General features: G+C 72.2%; 19 protein-coding genes. 8 read left to right on the top strand and 11 right to left on the bottom strand.

The genetic code is table 11. From position 1 onward, the window contains the following. Window positions 1-73: 73 nt before the first annotated feature. The 5 genes from ABZ883_RS21640 to ABZ883_RS21620 all read right to left on the bottom strand — a co-directional run bounded on the left by ABZ883_RS21640 (window position 74) and on the right by ABZ883_RS21620 (window position 6,353). On the bottom strand, window positions 74-1,888 hold the full coding sequence (locus ABZ883_RS21640; protein WP_360908340.1) for a CBM35 domain-containing protein: 1,815 nt from the start codon (window positions 1,886-1,888) through the stop codon (window positions 74-76). Window positions 1,889-1,940: 52 nt separating this feature from the next. After that, the gene (locus ABZ883_RS21635) at window positions 1,941-2,765 is read right to left on the bottom strand and encodes a carbohydrate ABC transporter permease (protein ID WP_360908690.1); all 825 of its coding nucleotides are present in this window, start codon (window positions 2,763-2,765) and stop codon (window positions 1,941-1,943) included. A 101-nt stretch (window positions 2,766-2,866) separates the two neighbouring features. Then, window positions 2,867-3,835 (bottom strand): sugar ABC transporter permease, encoded by a 969-nt coding sequence (locus tag ABZ883_RS21630; RefSeq protein WP_360908338.1) that lies wholly within the window; start codon window positions 3,833-3,835, stop codon window positions 2,867-2,869. A gap of 20 nt (window positions 3,836-3,855) precedes the next feature. Beyond that, a complete protein-coding gene (locus ABZ883_RS21625; RefSeq protein ID WP_360908335.1) occupies window positions 3,856-5,169 on the bottom strand; it encodes an ABC transporter substrate-binding protein in 1,314 nt (437 codons plus the stop codon). A gap of 2 nt (window positions 5,170-5,171) precedes the next feature. Continuing rightward, window positions 5,172-6,353: an ROK family transcriptional regulator gene (locus ABZ883_RS21620; RefSeq protein WP_360908333.1), complete on the bottom strand. Its 1,182-nt coding sequence runs from the start codon at window positions 6,351-6,353 to the stop codon at window positions 5,172-5,174. A 182-nt stretch (window positions 6,354-6,535) separates the two neighbouring features. On the opposite strand from ABZ883_RS21620, the gene ABZ883_RS21615 reads away from it, so the two are divergent. Next, complete coding sequence (locus tag ABZ883_RS21615) at window positions 6,536-8,674, top strand: alpha-galactosidase (protein WP_360908331.1); 2,139 nt, start codon at window positions 6,536-6,538, stop codon at window positions 8,672-8,674. Between the two features lie 66 nt (window positions 8,675-8,740). Here the strand turns inward: ABZ883_RS21615 and ABZ883_RS21610 are convergent, their stop codons facing one another. From ABZ883_RS21610 to ABZ883_RS21600, 3 genes are all read right to left on the bottom strand, one after another. Then, complete coding sequence (locus tag ABZ883_RS21610; RefSeq protein WP_360908329.1) at window positions 8,741-9,301, bottom strand: isochorismatase family cysteine hydrolase; 561 nt, start codon at window positions 9,299-9,301, stop codon at window positions 8,741-8,743. Further along, complete coding sequence (locus ABZ883_RS21605) at window positions 9,277-10,956, bottom strand: MFS transporter (protein ID WP_360908688.1); 1,680 nt, start codon at window positions 10,954-10,956, stop codon at window positions 9,277-9,279. The genes ABZ883_RS21610 and ABZ883_RS21605 overlap by 25 nt, the downstream gene beginning before the upstream one ends. A 95-nt stretch (window positions 10,957-11,051) precedes the next feature. Then, window positions 11,052-11,501, bottom strand: coding sequence for a MarR family transcriptional regulator (locus ABZ883_RS21600; protein ID WP_360908327.1), 450 nt, complete (start codon window positions 11,499-11,501; stop codon window positions 11,052-11,054). 216 nt (window positions 11,502-11,717) lie between these two features. Here ABZ883_RS21600 and ABZ883_RS21595 point away from each other — a divergent pair, with 216 nt between their 5' ends. Continuing rightward, window positions 11,718-12,437 (top strand): SDR family oxidoreductase, encoded by a 720-nt coding sequence (locus tag ABZ883_RS21595; protein ID WP_360908325.1) that lies wholly within the window; start codon window positions 11,718-11,720, stop codon window positions 12,435-12,437. Between the two features lie 18 nt (window positions 12,438-12,455). On the opposite strand, the gene ABZ883_RS21590 is transcribed toward ABZ883_RS21595, so the two are convergent. Continuing rightward, window positions 12,456-13,217 carry an SDR family oxidoreductase gene (locus ABZ883_RS21590; RefSeq protein WP_360908323.1) on the bottom strand — a complete coding sequence of 254 codons (762 nt, stop codon included), beginning with the start codon at window positions 13,215-13,217 and terminating at the stop codon, window positions 12,456-12,458. Between the two features lie 200 nt (window positions 13,218-13,417). Here ABZ883_RS21590 and ABZ883_RS21585 point away from each other — a divergent pair, with 200 nt between their 5' ends. From ABZ883_RS21585 to ABZ883_RS21575, 3 genes are all read left to right on the top strand, one after another. After that, window positions 13,418-14,071 carry a class I SAM-dependent methyltransferase gene (locus ABZ883_RS21585; RefSeq protein ID WP_360908321.1) on the top strand — a complete coding sequence of 218 codons (654 nt, stop codon included), beginning with the start codon at window positions 13,418-13,420 and terminating at the stop codon, window positions 14,069-14,071. A 131-nt stretch (window positions 14,072-14,202) separates the two neighbouring features. Further along, window positions 14,203-14,949 carry a DUF4328 domain-containing protein gene (locus tag ABZ883_RS21580; protein ID WP_360908319.1) on the top strand — a complete coding sequence of 249 codons (747 nt, stop codon included), beginning with the start codon at window positions 14,203-14,205 and terminating at the stop codon, window positions 14,947-14,949. Window positions 14,950-15,079: 130 nt separating this feature from the next. Further along, entirely contained in the window at window positions 15,080-15,307 is a 228-nt protein-coding gene (locus tag ABZ883_RS21575) for a hypothetical protein (protein WP_360908317.1), read from the top strand. 78 nt (window positions 15,308-15,385) lie between these two features. Here ABZ883_RS21575 and ABZ883_RS21570 read toward each other — a convergent pair whose 3' ends face one another. Continuing rightward, window positions 15,386-16,285 (bottom strand): glycoside hydrolase family 19 protein, encoded by a 900-nt coding sequence (locus ABZ883_RS21570; RefSeq protein WP_360908315.1) that lies wholly within the window; start codon window positions 16,283-16,285, stop codon window positions 15,386-15,388. Between the two features lie 100 nt (window positions 16,286-16,385). Here ABZ883_RS21570 and ABZ883_RS21565 point away from each other — a divergent pair, with 100 nt between their 5' ends. Beyond that, complete coding sequence (locus ABZ883_RS21565) at window positions 16,386-17,171, top strand: BBE domain-containing protein (protein ID WP_360908313.1); 786 nt, start codon at window positions 16,386-16,388, stop codon at window positions 17,169-17,171. Here ABZ883_RS21565 and ABZ883_RS21560 read toward each other — a convergent pair. Continuing rightward, entirely contained in the window at window positions 17,161-18,333 is a 1,173-nt protein-coding gene (locus tag ABZ883_RS21560) for a TDT family transporter (protein ID WP_360908311.1), read from the bottom strand. The genes ABZ883_RS21565 and ABZ883_RS21560 overlap by 11 nt on opposite strands. Window positions 18,334-18,403: 70 nt before the next feature. On the opposite strand from ABZ883_RS21560, the gene ABZ883_RS21555 reads away from it, so the two are divergent. Both ABZ883_RS21555 and ABZ883_RS21550 read left to right on the top strand, forming a co-directional pair. Continuing rightward, a complete protein-coding gene (locus ABZ883_RS21555; RefSeq protein ID WP_360908309.1) occupies window positions 18,404-19,330 on the top strand; it encodes a LysR family transcriptional regulator in 927 nt (308 codons plus the stop codon). A 79-nt stretch (window positions 19,331-19,409) separates the two neighbouring features. Continuing rightward, on the top strand, window positions 19,410-19,886 hold the full coding sequence (locus ABZ883_RS21550; RefSeq protein ID WP_360908307.1) for a MarR family winged helix-turn-helix transcriptional regulator: 477 nt from the start codon (window positions 19,410-19,412) through the stop codon (window positions 19,884-19,886). The last annotated feature ends 584 nt before the right edge of the window (window positions 19,887-20,470 follow it).

Genomic DNA, 20,470 nt, shown 5'->3' with positions numbered 1-20,470 from the left:
ACCGCCCGGGTGGCGGCGGTGCGGACCGTCCGTACGGGGTGCGGGGCCCGGCGCGTGCCGGGCCCCGCGGGGGTCACAGGCGCTTCGGGACGTCGATCCGGTCGATGTCGGGGGCGTATCCGGAGCCGCTGCCGAAGGTGATGGTGTTGGCGCCGGCCCTGAGGCTCAGGGGGATGCTCACGGTCTCGGCCGTCCCCCAGTCGCCGGTGGAGGCGAACGCGTACGTCGTGGCACCGCCGCCGTTGACGGAGACCTGCGCCGACCGCGCGTCACCGCTGACGTAGGCGACCTTCACCGAGTAGATGCCGGCCTTCGGGACGACCACGTCGTTGAAGGCCAGCGAGCCGCCGAGGTAGAGGTTGCCGACCTTGCGGGAGCCGGAGCAGGCGCCGCAGTCGGCGACCGAGGCGCCACCGCCCAGGGTGTTGCCCGCGGCCTCGGCCTCGTACCCGGTCGTCGCCTGCGCCGGCCCGTGCGGGGTGACGGTGAACAGGCGGGAGCCGTGCGCGGGCAGGGTCGCGGTGATCTTGTCCGTGCGGCTGCCGAGGTCCTGGTGGTTCCACAGGTCGCGGACCGAGCCTCGGCCGGAGAAGCCGAGGGCGGCCCAGTCGGCGGTGACGTCGGCGGGGGTGTCGCCGAGGTTGAACAGGGCGACGGTCCGGCTCCCGTCGGCGTTCCTGGCGGCCCACACCTGCTGGTCGCCGGCCGGGGTGACCGGGCGGGCCGGCGGGGTACTGGACTGGTCGACGGCGATGACCTCGCGGTTGGTCAGCAGCGAGGTGCCGTAGGCGTCGAGGCGGGTGAGGTCGTCACCGGTGAACAGCGGGGACTTGGCGATGGCCCACAGCGTCATGTAGGTCTGCCGCTCGGCCTTGGTGAGACCGTCCATGGCGCCGTTGCCGACGTCCAGGGAGTCCAGGTCGTTCCAGCCGCCGGGGCCGCCGTGCCGGCTCCAGGCCGCGGCGTCGGCGAAGCGGTCGTCGACGGAGTTCTCCCAGCTGACCAGGGTGTCGCAGTAGCACTCGACGTCGGTGTCGATCCGCCAGCCGTTGGAGTACTTCTTCCAGTCGGCGATGTGGCCGATGTCCAGCGACCAGGAGAGTTCCAGGTGGATGGGGCGGCCGGTGGCGGCGATGGCCTTCTGCCAGGCGGCGATGTCGGCGACGTTGTCGTAGTTGTCGCCGCTCTTGAAGGAGCCGGGGCCGACGCCGTCGATCTTGAGGAAGTCGTAGCCCCAGTCGGCGATCAGCCGGGCCTGCGAGTCGATGTACTTCTGGGCGCAGGGCCGGGAGAAGTCGATCTTGTACGAGCTGTCCCAGCCGTTGGTGGTGCGCAGGTCGCCGTAGACGATGTCGCCCGTGGTGCAGCCGGGGGCGTTCCAGACCGGGACCTTGCCGTCGCCGTAGCCCTCCTTCTCCAGGCCGACCGGCAGGTAGATGCCGGCCTTCAGGCCCTTGGCGTGGATGTGGTCCGCGACCGGCTTCATGCCGCGGGGGAAGCGCACCGGGTCCGCGGTCTGCCGGCCGTTGGCGTCGAACTCGGGCTTCCAGTCCTTGTCGCGCCACCAGCCCGCGTCGATGTTGACGTAGCTGTAGCCGTACTTCTTCAGCTTGGCGGCCATGGCGTCGGTCTGCTGGAGCACCTTCTGCTCGGTGAGCCAGCTGTAGTCGCCGTCCGGGTTGAGCCCGGGGTACTTGGAGGACTGCATGCTCCAGCTCGACCAGCCCATGTAGGGCTTGGCCGCCACCGGTGCCTTCGTGACGGCCGGAGTCTCCGGCGCGGCGGCGCGGGCCGCGGGGACGGCGGTGGACACACCGGCGGTGAGCGCCAGGACGAGCAGGGTACGGACGGTGCCCGAGGGCACGACGGAGTGCGAGGGTGACCGCATGGGTCGGCCTCCTGGGGTTGGGGGGAACGGCGGGGCGGATGCCGCGGTGGCGTCAGCCCTTGCCGGAGCCGATGGTCAGGCCGCTGATGAACTGCCGCTGGAGGGCGAAGTACACCAGCAGGGTGGGGACGGCCGTCATCAGGGCGCCGGCGGCGATGAGGTTGGGGCTGGTGAAGTACTGGCCCTGGAGATTGGCCAGGGCCGCGGTGATGGGCCGCTTGTCGCCCGTCTCGATGAGCGCGAGCGGCCAGAAGAAGTCGTTGTAGATCCAGATCGACTCCAGCGTGGCCAGCGCGGCGAAGGCCGGCCGGCACAGCGGCAGGATGATCTGGAAGAACTGCCGCCACACCGGGGCGCCGTCGACGAGCGCCGCCTCGGAGATCTCGTGCGGGATCGTCTTCATGTAGTTGCTGAGCACGAAGGTGCAGAACCCGCACTGGTAGGCGATGTGGATGGCGATGATGCCCCACACGGAGTTGTAGAGCAGCAGCGAGTCGCTCATCCAGGGCGGCAGGGGGATCAGCAGGTAGAGCCGGTAGAGCGGGGTGATGAGCACCTGGGCGGGCAGCAGGTTGCCCGCGGTGAAGAGCATGAGCAGGACGATGTTCCACCGGAAGTCGAAGCGCGAGACGAAGAACGCGACCGCCGCGGAGAACAGCAGGGTCCCCAGCACCGAGGGCACGGTGATGAGCACCGAGTTCCAGAAAAAGTGCGGCATGCCCGACTGGGCCCAGGCATCGGTGTAGTTGCTCAGGCTGATCCCGTGCGGCCAGGACAGGTAGCCGTGCCGGGCCGTGTCCTCGTACGGGCGCAGCGAGGTGTACATCGCCCACAGCAGCGGCAGCAGCCACAGCAGGGCGATGCCGCCGAGCATCACGTGACGGCCCGTCTGACGGGGCGGCCGCGAGGCGGCGGTGCGCGGTCCCGGCCCGCGCCCGACGCGCTCCCGGGACGGGGCCCGCTCGGTGGCGGTGCTGGTCACTGGGCCTCCTTGCGGAAGTTCTGTACGAGGAAGGTCCCGATGGCGGCCAGGGAGACGACCAGCAGTACGACGGCCAGCGCGGAGCCGTAACCGATGTGGCTGGACTCGCCGATGATGTTGTCGGTGATCAGGAGGGACAGCAGTTCCATCCCGGGCTTGCTGCCGACGCCGCCGCCGAGCACGTACACCACGTCGAAGGCGCGCAGCGACTCCATGACGGTGACGACCAGGATGATGACGTTGACCGGCCGCAGCGCCGGGAAGACCACCTTGAGGAAGGTCTGCCGGCCGTTGGCGCCGTCGAGGGCGGCGGCCTCCTTCAGCGCCGGGTCGAAGCCCTTCAGGCCGGCCAGGTAGAGGATCATGATGTAGCCGGTGTGCCGCCAGGCCGAGGCGACCAGCACGGACCACAGGTTGAGGTCCGGGTCCCCCAGCCAGTCGATGTGGTGGCCGGGGGCGGCGGCGCCAAGGATCCCGTCGAGCAGCCCGGTGTCGGGGTTGTAGATGATCTCCCAGATCAGGCCGACCACGGCCAGGGAGAGCACCATCGGCAGGAAGATCGCGGTCTGGTAGACCCGGGTGAAGCGCAGCTTCCGGTCCAGCTGGTAGGCGAGGAAGATGCCGAACGGGGTCGGCAGCAGCGCCGTGAACAGCAGCCAGGTCACGTTGTGCCGCACCGCGGGCCAGAACGGCGGGTAGTTGGTGAAGATCTGCCGGTAGTTCTCCAGCCCGGTCCAGTGGATGTCGGACAGCGCGATGCCGTCCCAGCTGGTGAACGACAGGCCCATGGAGGCCAGCGCGGGCAGCCAGACGAAGAACAGCAGCGCGACCAGCGGGATGCCCACGGCGACGGTCAGGAAGAGGCGGTCGCCGGGGCCCAGCCGGCGGGCACGGGACCGGGAGCGCGCGAAGGGCCGCGCAGAGGGGGGATCGGAGGGCTGCGCGGAGGGGGGAGCGGACGGCACGGTGTTCCTTCCGGTCCGGGTCAGGCGGTGAAGAAGCGGGACCGCTGCGACTCGATCTGCTTCAGCAGGGACGAGGCGTCGTCCGGGTGGCCCAGCCACTGCGTGAGCCCGGGCAGCACGACCGTGGAGACGAAGCCGGGGTCGCTGTCGCGGTCCGCGAACTGCGTGATGTGCTTGGCGGAGGCGATGAGTTCGGCGGACTTCTTCTGCAGCGGGTTGTAGGAGCCGGTGTCCGCCTTCGCGTGCACGGCCACGTTGCTCGGGTCCACGCCCATGTAGAGGTTCTCGGCGCCGGCGCTGCCCAGGAACTCCAGCAGCTTCTTCGCGCCGGCCTCGTTCTTCGGCTTGCGGCTGAGCATGAAGCCGTCGGTGGGCGCCTCGACGGCGTCCTGGCCCTGCGCCGGGTCGATCTCGGGGAAGGGGAAGAAGTCGATGTCGTCGCGGAGCTTCTCGTCGGAGATCTGCTGCCCGACGAAGAGCCCGATGACCGCCATGCCGGACTTCTTGTCCAGCAGCGACTGGGCGGCGTCCTGCCAGGAGCGGCCCGCCGCGCCCTGCTGGTAGTACGGGGCGATCTCGCGCCACAGGTCGAAGATCGCGACGGTGCGGCGGTCGGTCCAGGCGACCTCGCCGCGCATCAGCTGCATGTGGAAGTCGTAGCCGTTGGCCCGCAGGTCGAGGTAGTCGAAGGCGCCCAGGATGCTCCAGGCGTCGCCGCCGCCGTAGCCGGAGGCGATGGGCGACAGGCCGTCCTTCTTCATCCGCTTGGCCAGCGCGGTGAACTCCGACCAGGTGCGGGGGACGGTGTAACCGCGCTCCTGGAACAGGCTCTTGCGGTAGAAGACGGCCCAGGGGTAGTTGTACAGCGGCACGAAGTAGTACTTGCCGTCCTCGCCGCGCGACAGTTGCTTGGTCGCGTCGCTGAAGCCGTCGCCTATCTTCTCCCACACGTCGTCCAGCGGCGTGGCGAGGCCCTTCTTGGCGAAGTACTGCATGCGGTACCCGGCGAACCAGGTGAAGACGTCGTCCGGGGTGCCCTGGAGGTAGGTGGAGATGCTCTTCTGGAAGCTGTCGTGGTCCACGGTGTTGGTCTTCACCGTCAGACCGCTGTCCTTGGTGAAGGCCTTGGTCACCGCCGCGTAGGCGGACTTGGGCGTGGCGTCGGCGCCGTTGGACCCGAAGGTCACCGTCTTGGGGTCGGCGCCCGCTCCTCCGCCGCAGGCGGTGAGCAGCGGCGCGGCCAGGGCGGCCGCCCCGAGGCCGAGCATGCCGCCGACCACGCGACGGCGGCCGGGCTGGGAAGCGGTGGGGGAAGTGCGGCTCTGCAGCGTCATCGCTACTCCTTTGACGTGTCTGATGTGATGAAGGACTGGATCGCGGTGGCCGCGGCCCCGCGCGCCCACTCGTCGAAGGGCAGCGGTCGGGTCTGCAGGTCGCACTGCGCGGCCGTGCCGAAGGCGGCGGCGGTGAAGGCGTCGCGGATCTGGTCGGCGAACAGGTCGTAGGCCGCCAGGCCCTCGCCGGAGATGATCACGCGTTGCGGGCCCAGCAGGTTGGCCACGGCGCCGATGGCCCGCCCGATCGCCTCGCCGGCCCGCGCGTAGACCGCGCGGGCCCCGGGGTCGCCCCGGTGGGCGAGTTCGAGGGCTTCGGCGGCGTCGGCCACCGCGACTCCGGTCGCCGCGCGCACGTCCCGGACGATCGCGGGATCGGCGGCGATGGCCTCCACACAGCCGCGGTTGCCGCAGTGGCACAGCGGTCCTGCGGGGTCGATGGCCAGGTGGCCGATCTCGCCGGCCACACCGTAGGCGCCGGAGACCACGGTGCCGTTGACGACCAGGCCGCAGCCGATGCCGGCGCCCACGGTGACGACGGCGAAGCCGGTGAGCCCGACGCCCGCCCCGAACCACTGCTCGGCGACGGTGAGGGCCCGTACGTCGTTCTCGACGGTGACCGGCAGACCGGTTACCGTCGCCACGATCTCGGCCAGGGGGATGTCCCGCCACTCCAGGAACGGCGACCAGCGAACGACCCCGGCCACCCGGTCGACGTCGCCCGAGACGGCCACGCCCAAGCCGCGGACCTGGACGCCGAAACCGTCCGCCTCGGTGCGCAGTTCCTGCACCAGGCCTGCGAGTTCGGCCAGCACAGAGCCGGGATCGCGGCTGGTGAGCGGCACATGCCGGGCGACCCGGATGCGGCAGCACAGGTCGGTGAGGACGCCGATGATCTCGTCACCGGTCACCTTGAGGCCGATGAACAGCGCCCGCCCGGCGTCCACACGAACCTGGTTGGCGGGCCGCCCGAGTGCGGTACGGGCCGCTCCGTCCGCCTCGTCCACCAGGTAGCCGGCCTCGATGAGGGGCCGGACCGCCTTGGTGACCGCGGCGGCGGACAGCCCGGCACGCCGGGCGATGTCGGCCCGGGTCAGGGGCCCGTGCGACAGCACGATGGTGAAGATCTGCGAGGCGGCCGGGGTTTGAACCGGTATCGCCTCGCCGGGTGGGGTCGAGCGCATGGCCGGGAACCTAGGTCTGTTCTTTTCTGCTGTCAATGAAAGAAACGAGGTTGGTCGGAAGCTGCGGTTTTGAACCGGCCCCGGCTTGCAAAGGATCGTCCCAGGTGGGTGTTGACAGCTGATCAAAGGTCACGATTGGCTTTCGCCATTCGCCTTGTGGCGTCGACCGAACGTGAGGACCCATGGCCCTGATCTCCTTCGCCCCGCACACCGGGGTCTGGCTGCTCTCCACCGCGCGCACGTCGTACGCGCTGCGGACCGACGAGACCGGGGCACCGTGTCACGTCGCCTGGGGACCGCGGCTGACTCTCGCGGAGGCGGCGGAACTGGCCGCTCCCCTCGCTCCGCCGGCCAGCAGCTTCGAAGGACGCCCCGCGGTGGGCGAGGAGCTTCCCGTCGACGGCGGCGCGCGCTACGGGGTGCCGTCGCTCCAAGTCCGGCTCCCCGACGGCTCGCGCGCCTTCGAGTGGGAGCCGGCCGGCCACCGGCTCGACGCATCGACGCCCGGCACGGCCGAGCTGGCGCTCGCCTACCGCGACCGCGGGTACCCGCTGGAGGTGACGCTCCACTACCGCGTCCACGAGGACACCGATGTCGTCGAGCGCTGGACCGTCCTGCGCAACGCCGGCGACCAGGAACTCGCGTTGCCGCGCGCCGACTCCGCCGCCTGGACGCTGCCCGCGCTGCCCGGCTACCGGCTCAGCCACGTCACCGGCCAGTGGTCCGCGGAGAACGGGCTGCACCGCGAGCCGCTCCCGGCCGGCGAGACCGTCCTCAGCAGCCGGCGCGGCGTCACCAGCCACCACGCGAACCCGTGGGTCATGCTCGACGCGGGCGACGCGACGGAGGAGCAGGGCCGGGTGTGGAGCGCCGCCCTGGCGTGGAGCGGCAGTTGGCGCATCACCGCGCAGCGCATCCCCGACGGCCGGGCGGGCTTCACCGGCGGCGCGGGCCACGACGGCGCGAGCCTGCGGCTGGCACCCGGCGAGGAGTTCACCACCCCCGTCATGGCCGGGCTCTTCAGCGAGGGCGGTTTCGGCGCGGCGAGCCGCGCCTGGCACGCGTACACCCTCGCGCACGTCCTGCCCCGGCCGCGCGAGACGGCGCCGGTGCTCTACAACTCCTGGGAGGCGACGGGCTTCGACGTCGAACCTGCCGCGCAGGCCGCGCTCGCCGCGCGCGCCGCGGCGCTCGGCGTCGAGCTGTACGTGGTCGACGACGGCTGGTTCGGCGGCCGCCGCCACGACCGCGCGGGACTGGGCGACTGGACGCCCTCACCGGACCGCTTCCCGGACGGGCTCGGCCCGCTGGTCGGCGAAGTGCACCGGCTCGGCATGAAGTTCGGCCTCTGGGTGGAACCGGAGATGGTCAACGCCGACAGCGACCTGTACCGCGAGCACCCCGACTGGGTGCTGCACGTCCCCGGCCGTACGCGCACCGAGCTGCGCAATCAGCTGGTGCTCAACTTCGCCCGCCGCGACGTCGCCGACTGGGCGTACGGCTGGCTGACCCGCCTGGTCGCCGAGCACGGCATCGACTTCCTCAAGTGGGACATGAACCGCGCCTTCAGCGAGGCGGGCTGGCCGGAACGCGACGGCGGCGCCGACCGCCTGTGGACCGGGTACGTGCACCAGCTCTACGGCGTCCTCGACCGGCTCCGGGCCGACCACCCGGACCTGCGCATCGAGGCGTGCAGCGGCGGCGGCGGCCGCGTCGACCTCGGCATCCTGGCCCGCACCGACCAGGCGTGGACCTCGGACAACACCGACGCCGCCGACCGCACCCGCATCCAGCACGGCCACACCCAGATCTACCCCGCCCGCACCATGGCCGCCTGGGTCACCGACGTCCCGAACCAGCTCACCGGCCGCACGGTCCCGCTGCGCTTCCGCTTCCATGTGGCGATGGCCGGACTGCTGGGCATCGGCGGCGACCTGAGCCGCTGGCCGGAGGACGACCTCGCCGAGGCCGCGGAGCTGGTCGCGGAGTACAAGACGGTCCGTCACATCGTCCAGCACGGGATCCTGCACCGCCCGGCCGGACCGGACGGCGACGGACCGACCGTCGTCCAGTACGCCTCCCCGGACGGCGAGGAGGCCCTGCTGCTTGCCTGGCGCCCGCCGCTCCCCCACGGCACGCCCCAGCGGCCCGTGCGACTCGCCGGCCTGACTCCCGGCGCCCGCTACCGCGACGCCCGCACCGGCGCCGTCCATCACGCCGCGGTCCTGACGGGGTACGGGCTTTCGCTGGACCTGCCCGCGCGGGACTGGGCGAGTACCGCGGTGCACCTGGTACGCGTACCGGAGGGCGGGACCGCCTGACCGGCCCCGCCCCCCGGTACGCCCGCGCGCCCGCCCCGGACCCGGTCCCCGGGGCGCGGCGCACGGTCAGTTCTTGACGGCGAGCACCCACTCGTCGACGGAGACGACGGCCGCCTGCCGGGGGAAGACCTTCTCCGTCAGCACGCGGTGCACCTCCGGGTCGGCGTCAAGGCAGCCGTCGGACAGCACGGTGAGGCCGAAGTCCAGGTCGGCGGCCTGGCGGAGGGTGGACAGGACGACCCCGCTGGTGGCGATGCCGCTCAGAACGAGGCTGTCGATGCCGCGGGCGCGCAGGACCATGTCGAGGTCGCTGCCGGCGAAGGCGCTGACGCGCTTCTTGGTGACGACCAGGTCGCCGGGCTCGGGGGCGACGTCGGGGTGGATCTGCGCCGCGGGGTCGCTCTCGGCGAAGGCCCCGGTGCCGGCGAGCGCGCTGAAGGTCTTGTTGCGGGGGCTGACCTCGGGGTGCCCGTCGCGGAAGCCGATGACGACGTACAGGACCGGGATGCCAGAGGCGTGGGCCGCGTCGACGGCACCGCGCAGGCGCGGCAGGTAGTCGCTGTCGGTGGCGAAGCGGTCGACGATGCCCCGCTGGACGTCCATCACGAGGAGTGCGCTGTGCGCCATGCTTCTGTTTCCTGTCCTTCGTCGGTGCCGGCCGGTGTGCCCGGTGCGGCCTTGTGGTGCTTGCCGCGGAGCGCCGAGGCGGCGGCGGCGATCAGGGACATCGCCGTGGCGGCGGTGAAGACCGTGACGAGCCCGTGGTGGAAGGGCCCGGAGACCAGTTCGGGGAAGAACCCGTTGCCGGTCAGGGCGTCGACGTTGGGCCGGGGCAGGGAGTGCAGCACGCCGCTGGGCCCGAGCAGGTGGCTGATGGGGTTGTTGCCGAGGAAGGTGGCGAACAGCGTGCTGACCGGGGGCAGTCCGGCCACCTGGCTCGCGGTGCCCGCGGGCACGCCCTGGCTCCGCAGACCGCTCTCCAGCGCGCCGGGCAGCGAGCCGGCCAGGCCGGAGATCATGAGGGAGAAGGACAGCCCGATGGACAGGGCGGTACCCGAGTTCTGGAACGTCGAGCGCATGCCAGAGGCGACCCCGCGCTGGTCCGGCGTCACGCTGCCCATGATCGCGGAGGTGTTGGGCGCCGAGAACATGCCCTGCCCGATACCGCTGAGCAGCAGCAGGCCCGCGAAGGCGGGATAGGGGAAGTTCACGGGCAGCATGAGCAGCCCGACGAATCCGGCGGCCACCAGCAGCAGTCCGGTCGTGGAGAACAGCCGCGCGCCGAAGCGGTCCGACAGGTAGCCGGAGGCGGGGCCCGCGATGAGGAATCCGACGGTGAGCGGCAGCATGAAGATGCCCGCCCACAGCGGGGTGTCCTCGAAGGCGTAGCCGTGCAGCGGCAGCCAGATGCCCTGCAGCCAGATGATCAGCATGAACTGCAGCCCGCCGCGGGCCACGGAGATGAGCAGCGCCGCCAGGTTGCCGGCCGCGAAGGCCCGGATACGGAAGAGGCCGAGGCGGAACATGGGTTCGGCGATGCGGGTCTCGACCACGCAGAACACCAGCAGCAGCGCGACCCCGGCCGCCAGGCCGCCGAACACCCAGGGGTTGGTCCAGCCGGTGGGGTGACCACCGTAGGGCTGGATGCCGTAGGTGATCGCGGCGAGCAGCCCGCCCGCTCCCGCGGTGAAGGTGATGTTGCCGATCCAGTCGATGCGGCCGGGTCTGCGGACGCCGGTCTCGCGGAGGCTGCGGTACGACCAGATGGTGCCCACGATGCCGATGGGGACGCTGATCCAGAACACCGCGCGCCAGTGGATCGTGGCCAGCAGCCCGCCCGCGAGCAGCCCGAGGAACTGCCCTGCCAGGGCGGTGATCTGGTTGATGCCGAGCGCCATTCCGCGCTGTCTGGAGGGGAAGGCGTCGGTGAGGATGGCCGCGGAGTTGGCCGTGAGCATCGCACCGCCGACGGCCTGCACGACGCGGAATCCGATCAGCCACAGCGCGCCCGAGCCGCCCTTGAACGGGTCGAGCGACAGCGCCAGCGAGGCGCAGGCGAAGATCGCGAAGCCCATGTTGTACATGCGGACGCGGCCGAACATGTCGCCGAGCCGGCCGAGCGCGACCACGAGGACCGCGGACACCAGCAGGTAGCCCAGGATCATCCAGAGCAGGTAGCCGATGTTGCCGGGCGCCAGCGGGTCCAGGCCGATGCCGCGGAAGATCGCCGGGAGCGAGATGATCACGATCGAGCCGTCGATGGTCGCGATCAGGACGCCCAGCGTCGTGTTGGAGAGCGCGACCCACTTGTAGCGGCCGTCGTCCTCCGGCCGTCCGGTGCCTTCGGGGCGGGCCGTCGTGCCGGCCGCCGCGCCCTTCACAGCCGCTCCGCGAGCCGGTCCAGCAACGGCAGCACGGCCAGCAGTTGATGCCGTTCGTCGTCGGTGAACTCGGCCCGGATGACGGCGCCCAGTCGCTGCACGGACTCCGAGCGCCGGTCGGCGAGCACCTTGCGGCCGGCGTCCGTCACGGTTACGACGGCGCGGCGGCCGTCGGCGGCGTCCGGGCGGCGGCTGACCAGTCCCCGTTCCTCCAGGCCCGCGAGGGTCGTGGCCATGGCCTGCGGGCGTACGCGCTCCAGTTCGGCGAGCGACCCGGGGGAATCCGGCCCCTCGCGGTCCAGCCGGGCCAGCACGGACACCTCGGAGAGTGTCACGTCCCCCACGGCGTGTGCCTGTCGCAGTCGGCGCGCGATCCGGCCCACGGCCAGCCGGAGTGCCGCTCCGACCTCCGTGGGGTCGTCCGCCACCGGCGGAATGTCATCCATGATTAATTACAATAGCTTAATCAATTGCCCGTAACTACCCCGCGCCGACGGGCCGGGGCGGGCACGGACAGCGGGCGGCCGGCACCCCGGTCCTGAGGTCCGGGTGGTCGCCGGGACAGGTGCGCCCTACGTTGGAGATGGGAGCGGCGCCCCACGCTCAGGCGCTGCTGCGACATCGCTCCACGGCCTCGCAGTCCACCGATGGTGAGGTACCCCATGAAGATCCAAGGGTCGGTCGCTCTGGTCACCGGCGCCAACCGCGGACTCGGAGAGCAGTTCGTGCGGGCGCTCCTGGAGGCGGGAGCGGCCAAGGTCTACGCCGGGGCGCGCGATCCCGGGAAGGTCACCGTGCCCGGGACGGTTCCGGTCGCCGTGGACATCACCGACCAGGAGTCCGTGCGCGCGGCGGCCGAGCAGGCCCAGGACGTGACGCTCCTCGTCAACAACGCGGGGTCGACCACCCGGGCGCATGTGCTCACCTCCGACCTGGACTCGTTCCGCAAGGAGTTCGAGACGCACGTCCTCGGCACCCTCGCCATGTGCCGGGCCTTCGCACCGGTCCTCGGCCGCAACGGCGGTGGCGCGCTCGTCAACGTCCTGTCCGTGCTGTCCTGGGTGTCGGTCCCGGCCAGCGCCGGATACGCCGCCGCCAAGTCCGCCGAGTGGTCCGTGACCAACGCCCTGCGGGTGGCGCTGGCCGAGCAGGGCACGCAGGTCACCGCCGTGCACGTCAGCTACCTCGCGACGGAGATGGCCGCCCGGATCCCCGGCCCCAAGGCCGATCCCGCCGTGGTGGCCCGGGCGGCCGTCGACGGGGTCGACGCGGGACTGGACGAGGTGCTCGCCGACGACGTCAGCCGGCAGGTCGAGGCGGCGCTGGCCGCGGGACCCGAGGCGCTGTACCCCCAACTGTCGGGCGGGCCCCCGCTGGTCTGACCGCCCGGCTCAGCCGGTTCAGTGGGGAAGGAGCTGCTGGCCGCCGTCGATGTCGTAGGTCGCGCCCGTGAGCGCGTCATTGGCCATGATGTGCAGCGCCAGGGAGGCGACGTCGCCCGGGCCGACGACCCGCCGGATGGGGAGCTTGGAACGCAACTCCTCCCGTCGCGCGTCGAGTTGGTCGCCCAGCAGTGAGGCCGACAGCGGCGTGTCCACGAATCCCGCCGCGATGGCGTTGACCCGGACCGGCGCGATCTCCAGCGCGAGATTGGCGACAAGGGCGGGCAGCGCCGCCGTCATGGCACCGACGACGGACATGCCGACGCCGGGGCGCCGGGCGCCGGTACCGCCCATGAACAGCAGCGTTCCCCCGGCCCTGACCTTCCGGCGGCCGTGCAGGGCGACCGCGAGCGTCATCCCCAGGCGGTCGCTGAACTGCCGGCGGGCGGCGGTGAGGTCCATGCCGTCGAGCGGCATGTAGGCCGGACTGCCGGCGGTGACCATCACGTGGTCGACCGGCTCGCGCAATGCCTCGAAGAACTCCTCGACGCGGTCGGTGTCGTTGGCGTCGAACGCCGCCGTCGCCTGCGGCCGGAGCTCGAGCGCGGCCCGCTCCAGCCGTTCCGGGTCGCGCGCGACGAGGATCAGCCCGCCGCCCGCCGCCCGTACCTGACGCGCGGTCTCCAGCCCGATGCCCGCGCTCGCGCCGATCACCACGACCGTCCGGCCGGCGAGGCCCGAGGGGCCGGGCGAACCGGGTACGCCGGGCGCCGCGGTCATCGGGCCACCTCACGGCCGTGGTCGCCTTCGCCTTCGCGGACGCGGTGCGGCTCGCTGCTCATCCGTGCCTCCCGGGGTCGGCTTCCGCTCCATCGTCGCGCTTCGGCCCGCCGATCGCCCGTCGGCCCGCCCGCGGCACCCGCGGCGTACGGGGGCGTTGTCGGTACCGCCGTCTATCGTCGCCGCCCATGACCCCGCCCATGACTGAGAGTTCCCGCCTGGATGCCGTCCGCGCCTCGTACGACACCGTCGCCGCCGACTACGCCCGGTTCTTCGGCACCACCCTCGCCGAACCCCCGCTCGACCAGGCGATGCTGGCCGCGTTCGCCGATCTCGTCCGCGCCGGCGGCTCCGGCCCCGTCGCCGACCTCGGCTGCGGACCGGGCCGGGTCACGGCGCACCTCGCCTCACTCGGGCTCGACGCGTTCGGCGTCGACCTGTCGCCGGGCATGGTGGAGGTGGCCCGCCGCAGCTACCCCGGCCTGCGGTTCGACGTGGGCGCGATGCCGGCGCTCGACCTGCCGGACGGCGGGCTCGGCGGCGTCCTGTCCTGGTACTCCACGGTGCACACCCCGCTGCGGGAGCTGCCGGCCGTCGTCGCCGAGTACCACCGTGTCCTGGCGCCCGGCGGCCACCTGCTCCTCGCCTTCAAGGCCGGCGACGGGCACGTCCGGCTGGAGCACGCCTACGGCCACCCCGTCACGCTGGACGTCCACCGCCACCCGCCGGACCGCGTCGCCGCGCTGCTGGCCGAAGCGGGATTCACCGAGACCGCGTGCCTGGTGCGGGCGGCAAGCGGCGTCGAACGGACGCCGCAGGCGTTCCTGCTGGTCCGCAGGGCCGACGGCGTGTGACACGGTGGCGTCGGTCGCGTCGGTGGCACACGAATCCACGTGGACGCCCGGCGGCCCGCTGACATATGTTCCTGCCTGCCCGCCCGCGGCGGGCGCACCACTCGCACACCATCCCTTGGGGGGATTTCGTCATGTCCATCAGCCCTGCCGGTCCGCCGGGCGGTGTCCCGCACTACCCGTCCGGCCTGACACCGACGCCGCCACCGCAGACCGTTCCCGGCGTGCTCCGGTCGCCGCTGGGCCTGGCGAACGCGGTCACCGCGCTGCTCGGACTGGCGATGGCGATCGACCTGTTCGTGATCGCCGCAGACATCAACCTGTACATCACGGCCGGTACGTGGTCGCCGGACGACCTCGCGGCGGTCAGCGAGGCCGGCCCGGCCGATGTGCTCGTGGGGCTCTCCGCGCTCCTGCAGAGCATCGGCCTCGTGGCGACGGCGGTCGTCTTCATCATCTGGTTCCACCGGGTGCGCGGCAACGGCGAGGTCTTCTCACCCAGCGGCTTCGACAAGGGCCGCGGCTGGGCCATCGGCGGATGGTTCGTCCCCATCGGCAACTTCTTCATCCCGTACCGGATCGCCCGTGACACCTGGACCGCCAGCACGCAGCGCGCTCCGGACGGTTCGTGGCGTCCCGCCCGGACGGGGATCGTCACCGCGTGGTGGTTCGTGTGGATCCTCGGTCTGATCGTCGACCGGGTCGCCTCCCAGATGTACTCCGGCGCCGAAGTCCCGGACGCCGTGCAGAGCGCGGCGCTCGACATGGCCGTGGCGACCACGCTGGACCTCGCCGCCGCCGTCCTGGCGATCGTCTTCGTGCGGAGGCTGACCGCCATGCAGCACCGCATGGCCACGGAGGGCCCGCTGGCGGCCGTCTGACCTCCCGCACCCGGGCGTCCGGGCGCCGGCCGTGGGCCGGCGCCCGGACGCTTTCGCATCCCGGGTTGCGAGCCTCGCGGGCCCGCGGGGAGGCTGGCAGGGGAAGGTGCCACAAAGGCGGTGGTGGGACGTGGAGCGCCAGGTGTCGGTGGAGATGACCGGTGAGGGCTATCGCGTCGCGTGCCGGGACACCGGCGTTGTCGGGCTCGGCATGACCGAGTCGGAGGCGTGGACGGACTTCTGGCAGGCGCTGCACGCGGTGTGGAAAGCGCCGGAGGACGCGCGGGCCGCCGCCGAGCGGCGGGACGCGGACCGTGCGCGGCCCCGGATGGACCGGGTGCGCGGCCTGCTGAGCTGAACGCGTCCGCGGCTGACGGGACCGGGCCCCGCCGGTGGGCGCAGGGGCCGCCGTCCCTGCGTCCACGTGCGCCGGCGCTCAGCAGGAGAGGTTGTTCCCCGCGGGGACGCCGAGGATCTGGGTGAAGCGCTGGTAGTTGGCCACCCGGCTCTGGACCTGTGCGGGGTTGCGTCCGTCGCACTCCAGGGAGCCGTTGATGGAGCGGATCGTCTGGCCGAAGCCGGCCTGGTTCACCATCGCGTTGTGGCCGGTCATGGTGCCGGGGCCGCTCTGGGTGTTCCAGTACCACAGGCCCGTCTTCCAGGCCACGGCCGAGTCCTGCTCGACCAGCCACGGGTTGTGCAGCAGGTCGATGCCGAGCGCGTCACCGGCGGCCTTGTAGTTGAAGTTCCAGCTGAGCTGGATCGGGCCGCGGCCGTAGTACGCGGACTGCCCGGCCGGGCAGCCGTAGGGCTGGCCCCAGTCGCAGTAGTGCGAGTAGTTGGCCGTGTTCTGCTCGACGATGTAGACGAGGCCGCCGGTCTCGTGGGCGATGTTGGCGAGGAAGGCCGCGGCCTCCTGCTTCTTGACGGTGTCGCTGCCGGTCTTGGCGAAGCCGGGGTACGCGGACAGGGCCGCGACCAGGCCGCTGTAGGTGTAGAAGCCGTTCCGGCCCGGGAACATCTGGTTGAACTGGGCCTCGCTGACCACGAATCCGGACGGGTTGCCCGGGTTGCCGGGGTCGGTGCCACCGCCGCCGCAGGTGCCCTGGTCGGCCCAGACGCCCCACTCACCGGTGGTGCCGGGCGTCTCGTTCTGGGTCCACCACTTGGCCTGCCAGTTGTGGCCGCCGTAGGAGGCCGTCATCCCGTTGGTGTACACCGAGGATGCGCTCCACGCGGCCGCGCAGGTGGCGGCGGAGGCAGTTCCGGAGGGGATGGCCACCGCCATGCCGGCGGCGGCCGCGAGGGTGGTGAGGAGTGCCAGAGTGCGTCGCATGACCGTAACTGCTCCTTGTGTGGGGGGAGTTGCGTCTCGCACTGAGCAATGAACCGGATTGGCCTATACCTGTCAAGGTCTAGACCAACACCCGTTCCGCTTGAGGTCGCGCCCCGGCGGCGTAGCGTGGGAGAAGTGCGGGGGCAGCGGGAGGGGGCTCTACGAGACGGACCACGCCGCCACGGTGCTGCGCGCCTACCGCGGGGCCATCGCCGCCGCCCCGGAACGGCTCTGCGTCTTCCCGGCGTTCCACATCGCGCCGCCGCTGCCGTTCATCCCCGAGGGCCGGCACGGCGACCGGTTCGTCGGCCTCGTGGCGTGCTGGGCAGGGCCGCCGGAGGAGGGCGAACGGGTCCTGCGCCCGTTCCGCGACGCGGCACCCGTGGCCGCCGAGCACGTCGGCCCGATGCCCTACCCGGTGATGAACAGCCTCTTCGACGCGATCCTGCCGCCCGGCCTCCAGCACTACTGGAAGGCCGCGTTCGCCGCCGAGCTGACCGACCAGGCCATCGCGGCCCATGTCGCGCACGCCCCCGGGCTGCCCGCGGTCAACACCGCCGTCCACATCTACCCGATCGACCGCGCCTGCCACCGGGTCGCCCCGGACACGACCGCCTTCGCCTACCGCGACGTCTCCTTCGTGGCCGTCATCGCGGGGATGCGGCCCGACGCCGCGGCCAACGACGCCAACATCGCCTGGGTGCGCGGCTACTACGAGGCGATCGCACCGCACTCCCAGGAGGGCCGCTACGTCAACTTCACGGCGGGCGACGACCAGGGCCGCGTCCGGGCCAACTACCGCGGCGACCACGACCGCCCGGTGGAGGTGAAGAGGGCCCGGGACCCGGGCAACCTCTTCCACCTCAACCAGAACATCAGGCCTTGACGGGCGAGCCCTGAGGCGCGGGCACCGGAGGAAGGAAGATGCCGCCGCGCGCGGCGGCCCGCGCCGTACGCGCCGCCACCGTGATCCATGCCACGAGCAGCAGGGTGCCGAGCACGACGGCCGCGCCCTGGAAGGCGGTCGCGTGCAGGCGCAGCGCGAGCGCGCTCGTGCCGGTGACGCAGGTGCCGACGGGGAAGGTGAAACTCCACCAGGTCAGGGAGAACGGCAGGCCGCGGCGCGCGGTGCGCACGGTGAGGGCGGCCGCCAGGAGGAGCCACATCATCGCGAAGCCCCAGACGGGCACCCCGTACAGCAGGCCGAACACCTCGGCGCCGGTGGCATAGGGACGCGGCAGAACCGAGCGGGCCGCCCCGCCGAGCAGATTGGCGGCGGTCACCGACTGACCCAGCGGTCCCAGCACGATCCAGAGCGTCGGCACCATGGCGGCGGGGCCCGTCTTGTGGTGCATGAGCCGGCTCCACACCTGGGTGATGATGATCAAGCTCGCGATCAGACTCATACCGAACATCGCGTAGCACGCCAGCAGCAGCGTGAGCCGTCCCTGCCCCGGCGCGAGGTGCGGGATCAGCGCGGCGCCGGTGGCGGCCGACACCATCGGGGGCACGACGGGCATCAGCCAGCCGCCGAAGGCCGCGTCCTCGGTCACGCGGTGGTCGGTCATGGCGCGGTACGGGATCCACACCCAGGTCACCAGCCCCAGCAGGGTGCCCGCCGACCAGAGCACCACGTCCACGACGAGCGCCGGGCGCTCGCCGATCCACGCGGAGCCCAGCGTCAGGGTGCCCGCGCCGACCGTCATCAGCGCCATCGCGGGGGCGCCCCAGAAGTGCGCCATGACCGGGTGGCCGGCGTGCGCGCGGCCGCGCTCGGGGTGGCGCGTCCAGTGCACGGACCAGGCGGCGGTGAGCAGGAGGAGCCAGGCGGCGGCCAGGGCCCATACGACAGTGGCGAACGTCCGCAGCCCCGGCACGTGCACGGGGAGGCCGGCCGCGGCAACGGCGACGATGCCGGTGCCCATGACGGAGGCGTACCAGTTGGGACCGAGGTCGCGGAAGAGCTGGGAGGGGTGGTCCAGCTCCCGCAGCAGGCCGGTGCGCGGGTGGGCGCCGGCCCTGGGCGGGGCGGTGAGCGAGGGGTGCATGGCCCCAGCCTCCCGTCGCCCCGCGGACGCCGGTAGGGATCATTCGGCGATGGGGTCATAGACTCGGCCTATGCCCCTGCCCGAGCGAGTGAGCGACCTGGCGGCGTACGACCTGCTGCTGTCCGTCGCCCGCCTGGGCAGCGTGGGCGCGGCCGCCCGCGCGCACGGCATCAGCCAGCCCTCGGCCAGCTCCCGGCTCCGCCATCTGGAACGCCGGCTCGGGCTCCCGCTGCTGGAGCGCTCGCCGCGCGGCTCACGGCTCACCGAGCAGGGCGCACTGGTCGCCGACTGGGCGCGCACCGCGGTCGACGCCGCGGCCTCGCTGGACGCGGGCGTGACCTCGCTGCTGGGCACCACCGGGAGCCGGCTCCAGGTGGCGGCCAGCATGACGGTGGCCGAGTACCTGCTCCCCCAGTGGCTGGCGGTGCTGCGGGTCCGTGCGCCGCACACCTCGGTCGCCCTGGCCGCGGGCAACTCCGACGAGGTCGCCGCCGCCGTGCGGGAGGGCCGGGCCCATCTCGGATTCGTCGAGGCCCCCGACGTCCCGCGCGGGCTGACCGCCCGCACCGTGGGACACGACGAGCTCACGGTGATCGTGGCCCCCGCCCACCCCTGGGCCCGGCGCCGCTCGGGGATCACCGCGGGCGAGCTGGCCGCCGCGCCGCTGGTCGCCCGGGAGCGCGGCTCCGGCACCCGGCGCTATCTGGAACGTGCCCTCGACGGGGTGGGCGCGGTCCCCCTCGCCTCGCCGCTGCTCGAACTCCCCTCGACGACCGCCATCAAGACCGCCGTCGCCGACGGGGTCGCCCCCGCGGTCCTCAGCTCGCTCGCGCTCACGGCCGAGCTGGCCAACGGCACCGTGGTCGCCGTCCCGGTACGTGACCTCGATCTCACCCGCGCCCTGCGGCTGGTCCATGCCCGGACCAGCCCGCCCACCGGCGCGGCCGGCGAACTGGCGGCGATCGCCCGGCACGGCGGCCCTTCGGCCGCCGCCTGAGCCACCGCCACGACCTATCATTGAAGGGCGGCAACGATCCGCGCCGACGGATGGTTTCCCGCTTGATACGGTGACCGACGTGACAGGACACGAGAACGCGAACCGGGACCCCGCATCCGATCCGCTGGACCGGCTCGGCTTCCTGTTGGCCCGTCACGGAGCCGTCGCCAAGGACCGCGTGCACCATGCGTTCGCCGTCTGCGGACTGGCACCCCGTCAGGGCACCACGCTGATGCTGCTCGGTAGGTCGGGCGACATGAGCCAGCAGGCACTCGCCGGTGAACTGGGCGTCGACCCCAGCATCATGGTCGGCATCCTCAACGACCTGGAGTCCTGCCGTCTCCTGGAGCGCCGCCGCGACCCGGCCGACCGCCGGCGCCACATCGTCACCATCACCGAGGCGGGCACCGACACCCTGACGCGGGTGGAGAAGGCCCTTCACGAGGTGGAGAGCGAACTCTTCGCGGACCTCGCCCCCGAGGAGCTCACCGCACTGCGCGGCCTGCTGGCCCGGGTCAGGACCTCTCCGGTCGCTCCCCCCTGCGACGAGGCCTGAGGAGCCCCGGCCGGCTCCGGCAGGCACCGCGGGCGGTACGCGAAGAGCGGGTGGCCGTCACGTCCGAGCGTCCCCACGCGCGATGACGGGCCACCCGCCCTGGCGGACAGGGCGACAGCCGTGTCCTGTCAGCCGCACTTACCGTCCCCACGGGCGCGGCCTCCTGCGCCTCCCTCACAGAGCGCAGGGCCTTCACCCCGGCCTCACAGGTTCGGGGCGAAATTGAACGTACACGACGGTTGATCCATATCAATGATTATGGGCGTGTGACCATGACCTCAGCGTCCGGTCCGCCGGAGGCGGAATAAAAGGCTCCGCCCGGCGGACGGCCCGGCCCGGCCGGCGTGGGACACCTCACACCGGCCCACCGGGCACCACGATCACCGCTCTGACCTGCGCTTTCACGGAATCACGCCTGGTGGGACCGCCGCGTGCCGACCCGAAGGCCTTGCGCTCCGCGCGCCCACTGCCGCAGAGTCCACACATATCCGGCCTCGTTCGCTTACGCGGCGATGGGGCAACCGGGCGGGGGGCACATTCGAAAGGGTCCTTGTCCTCCCATGGTTTCCCCACGCAGCAACCAG

Origin of the sequence: Streptomyces sp. NPDC046977, assembly GCF_040644455.1 — a bacterium.
Classification (GTDB): Bacteria; Actinomycetota; Actinomycetes; order Streptomycetales; family Streptomycetaceae; genus Actinacidiphila.
This window is presented reverse-complemented; position numbering and strand designations above follow the sequence as displayed.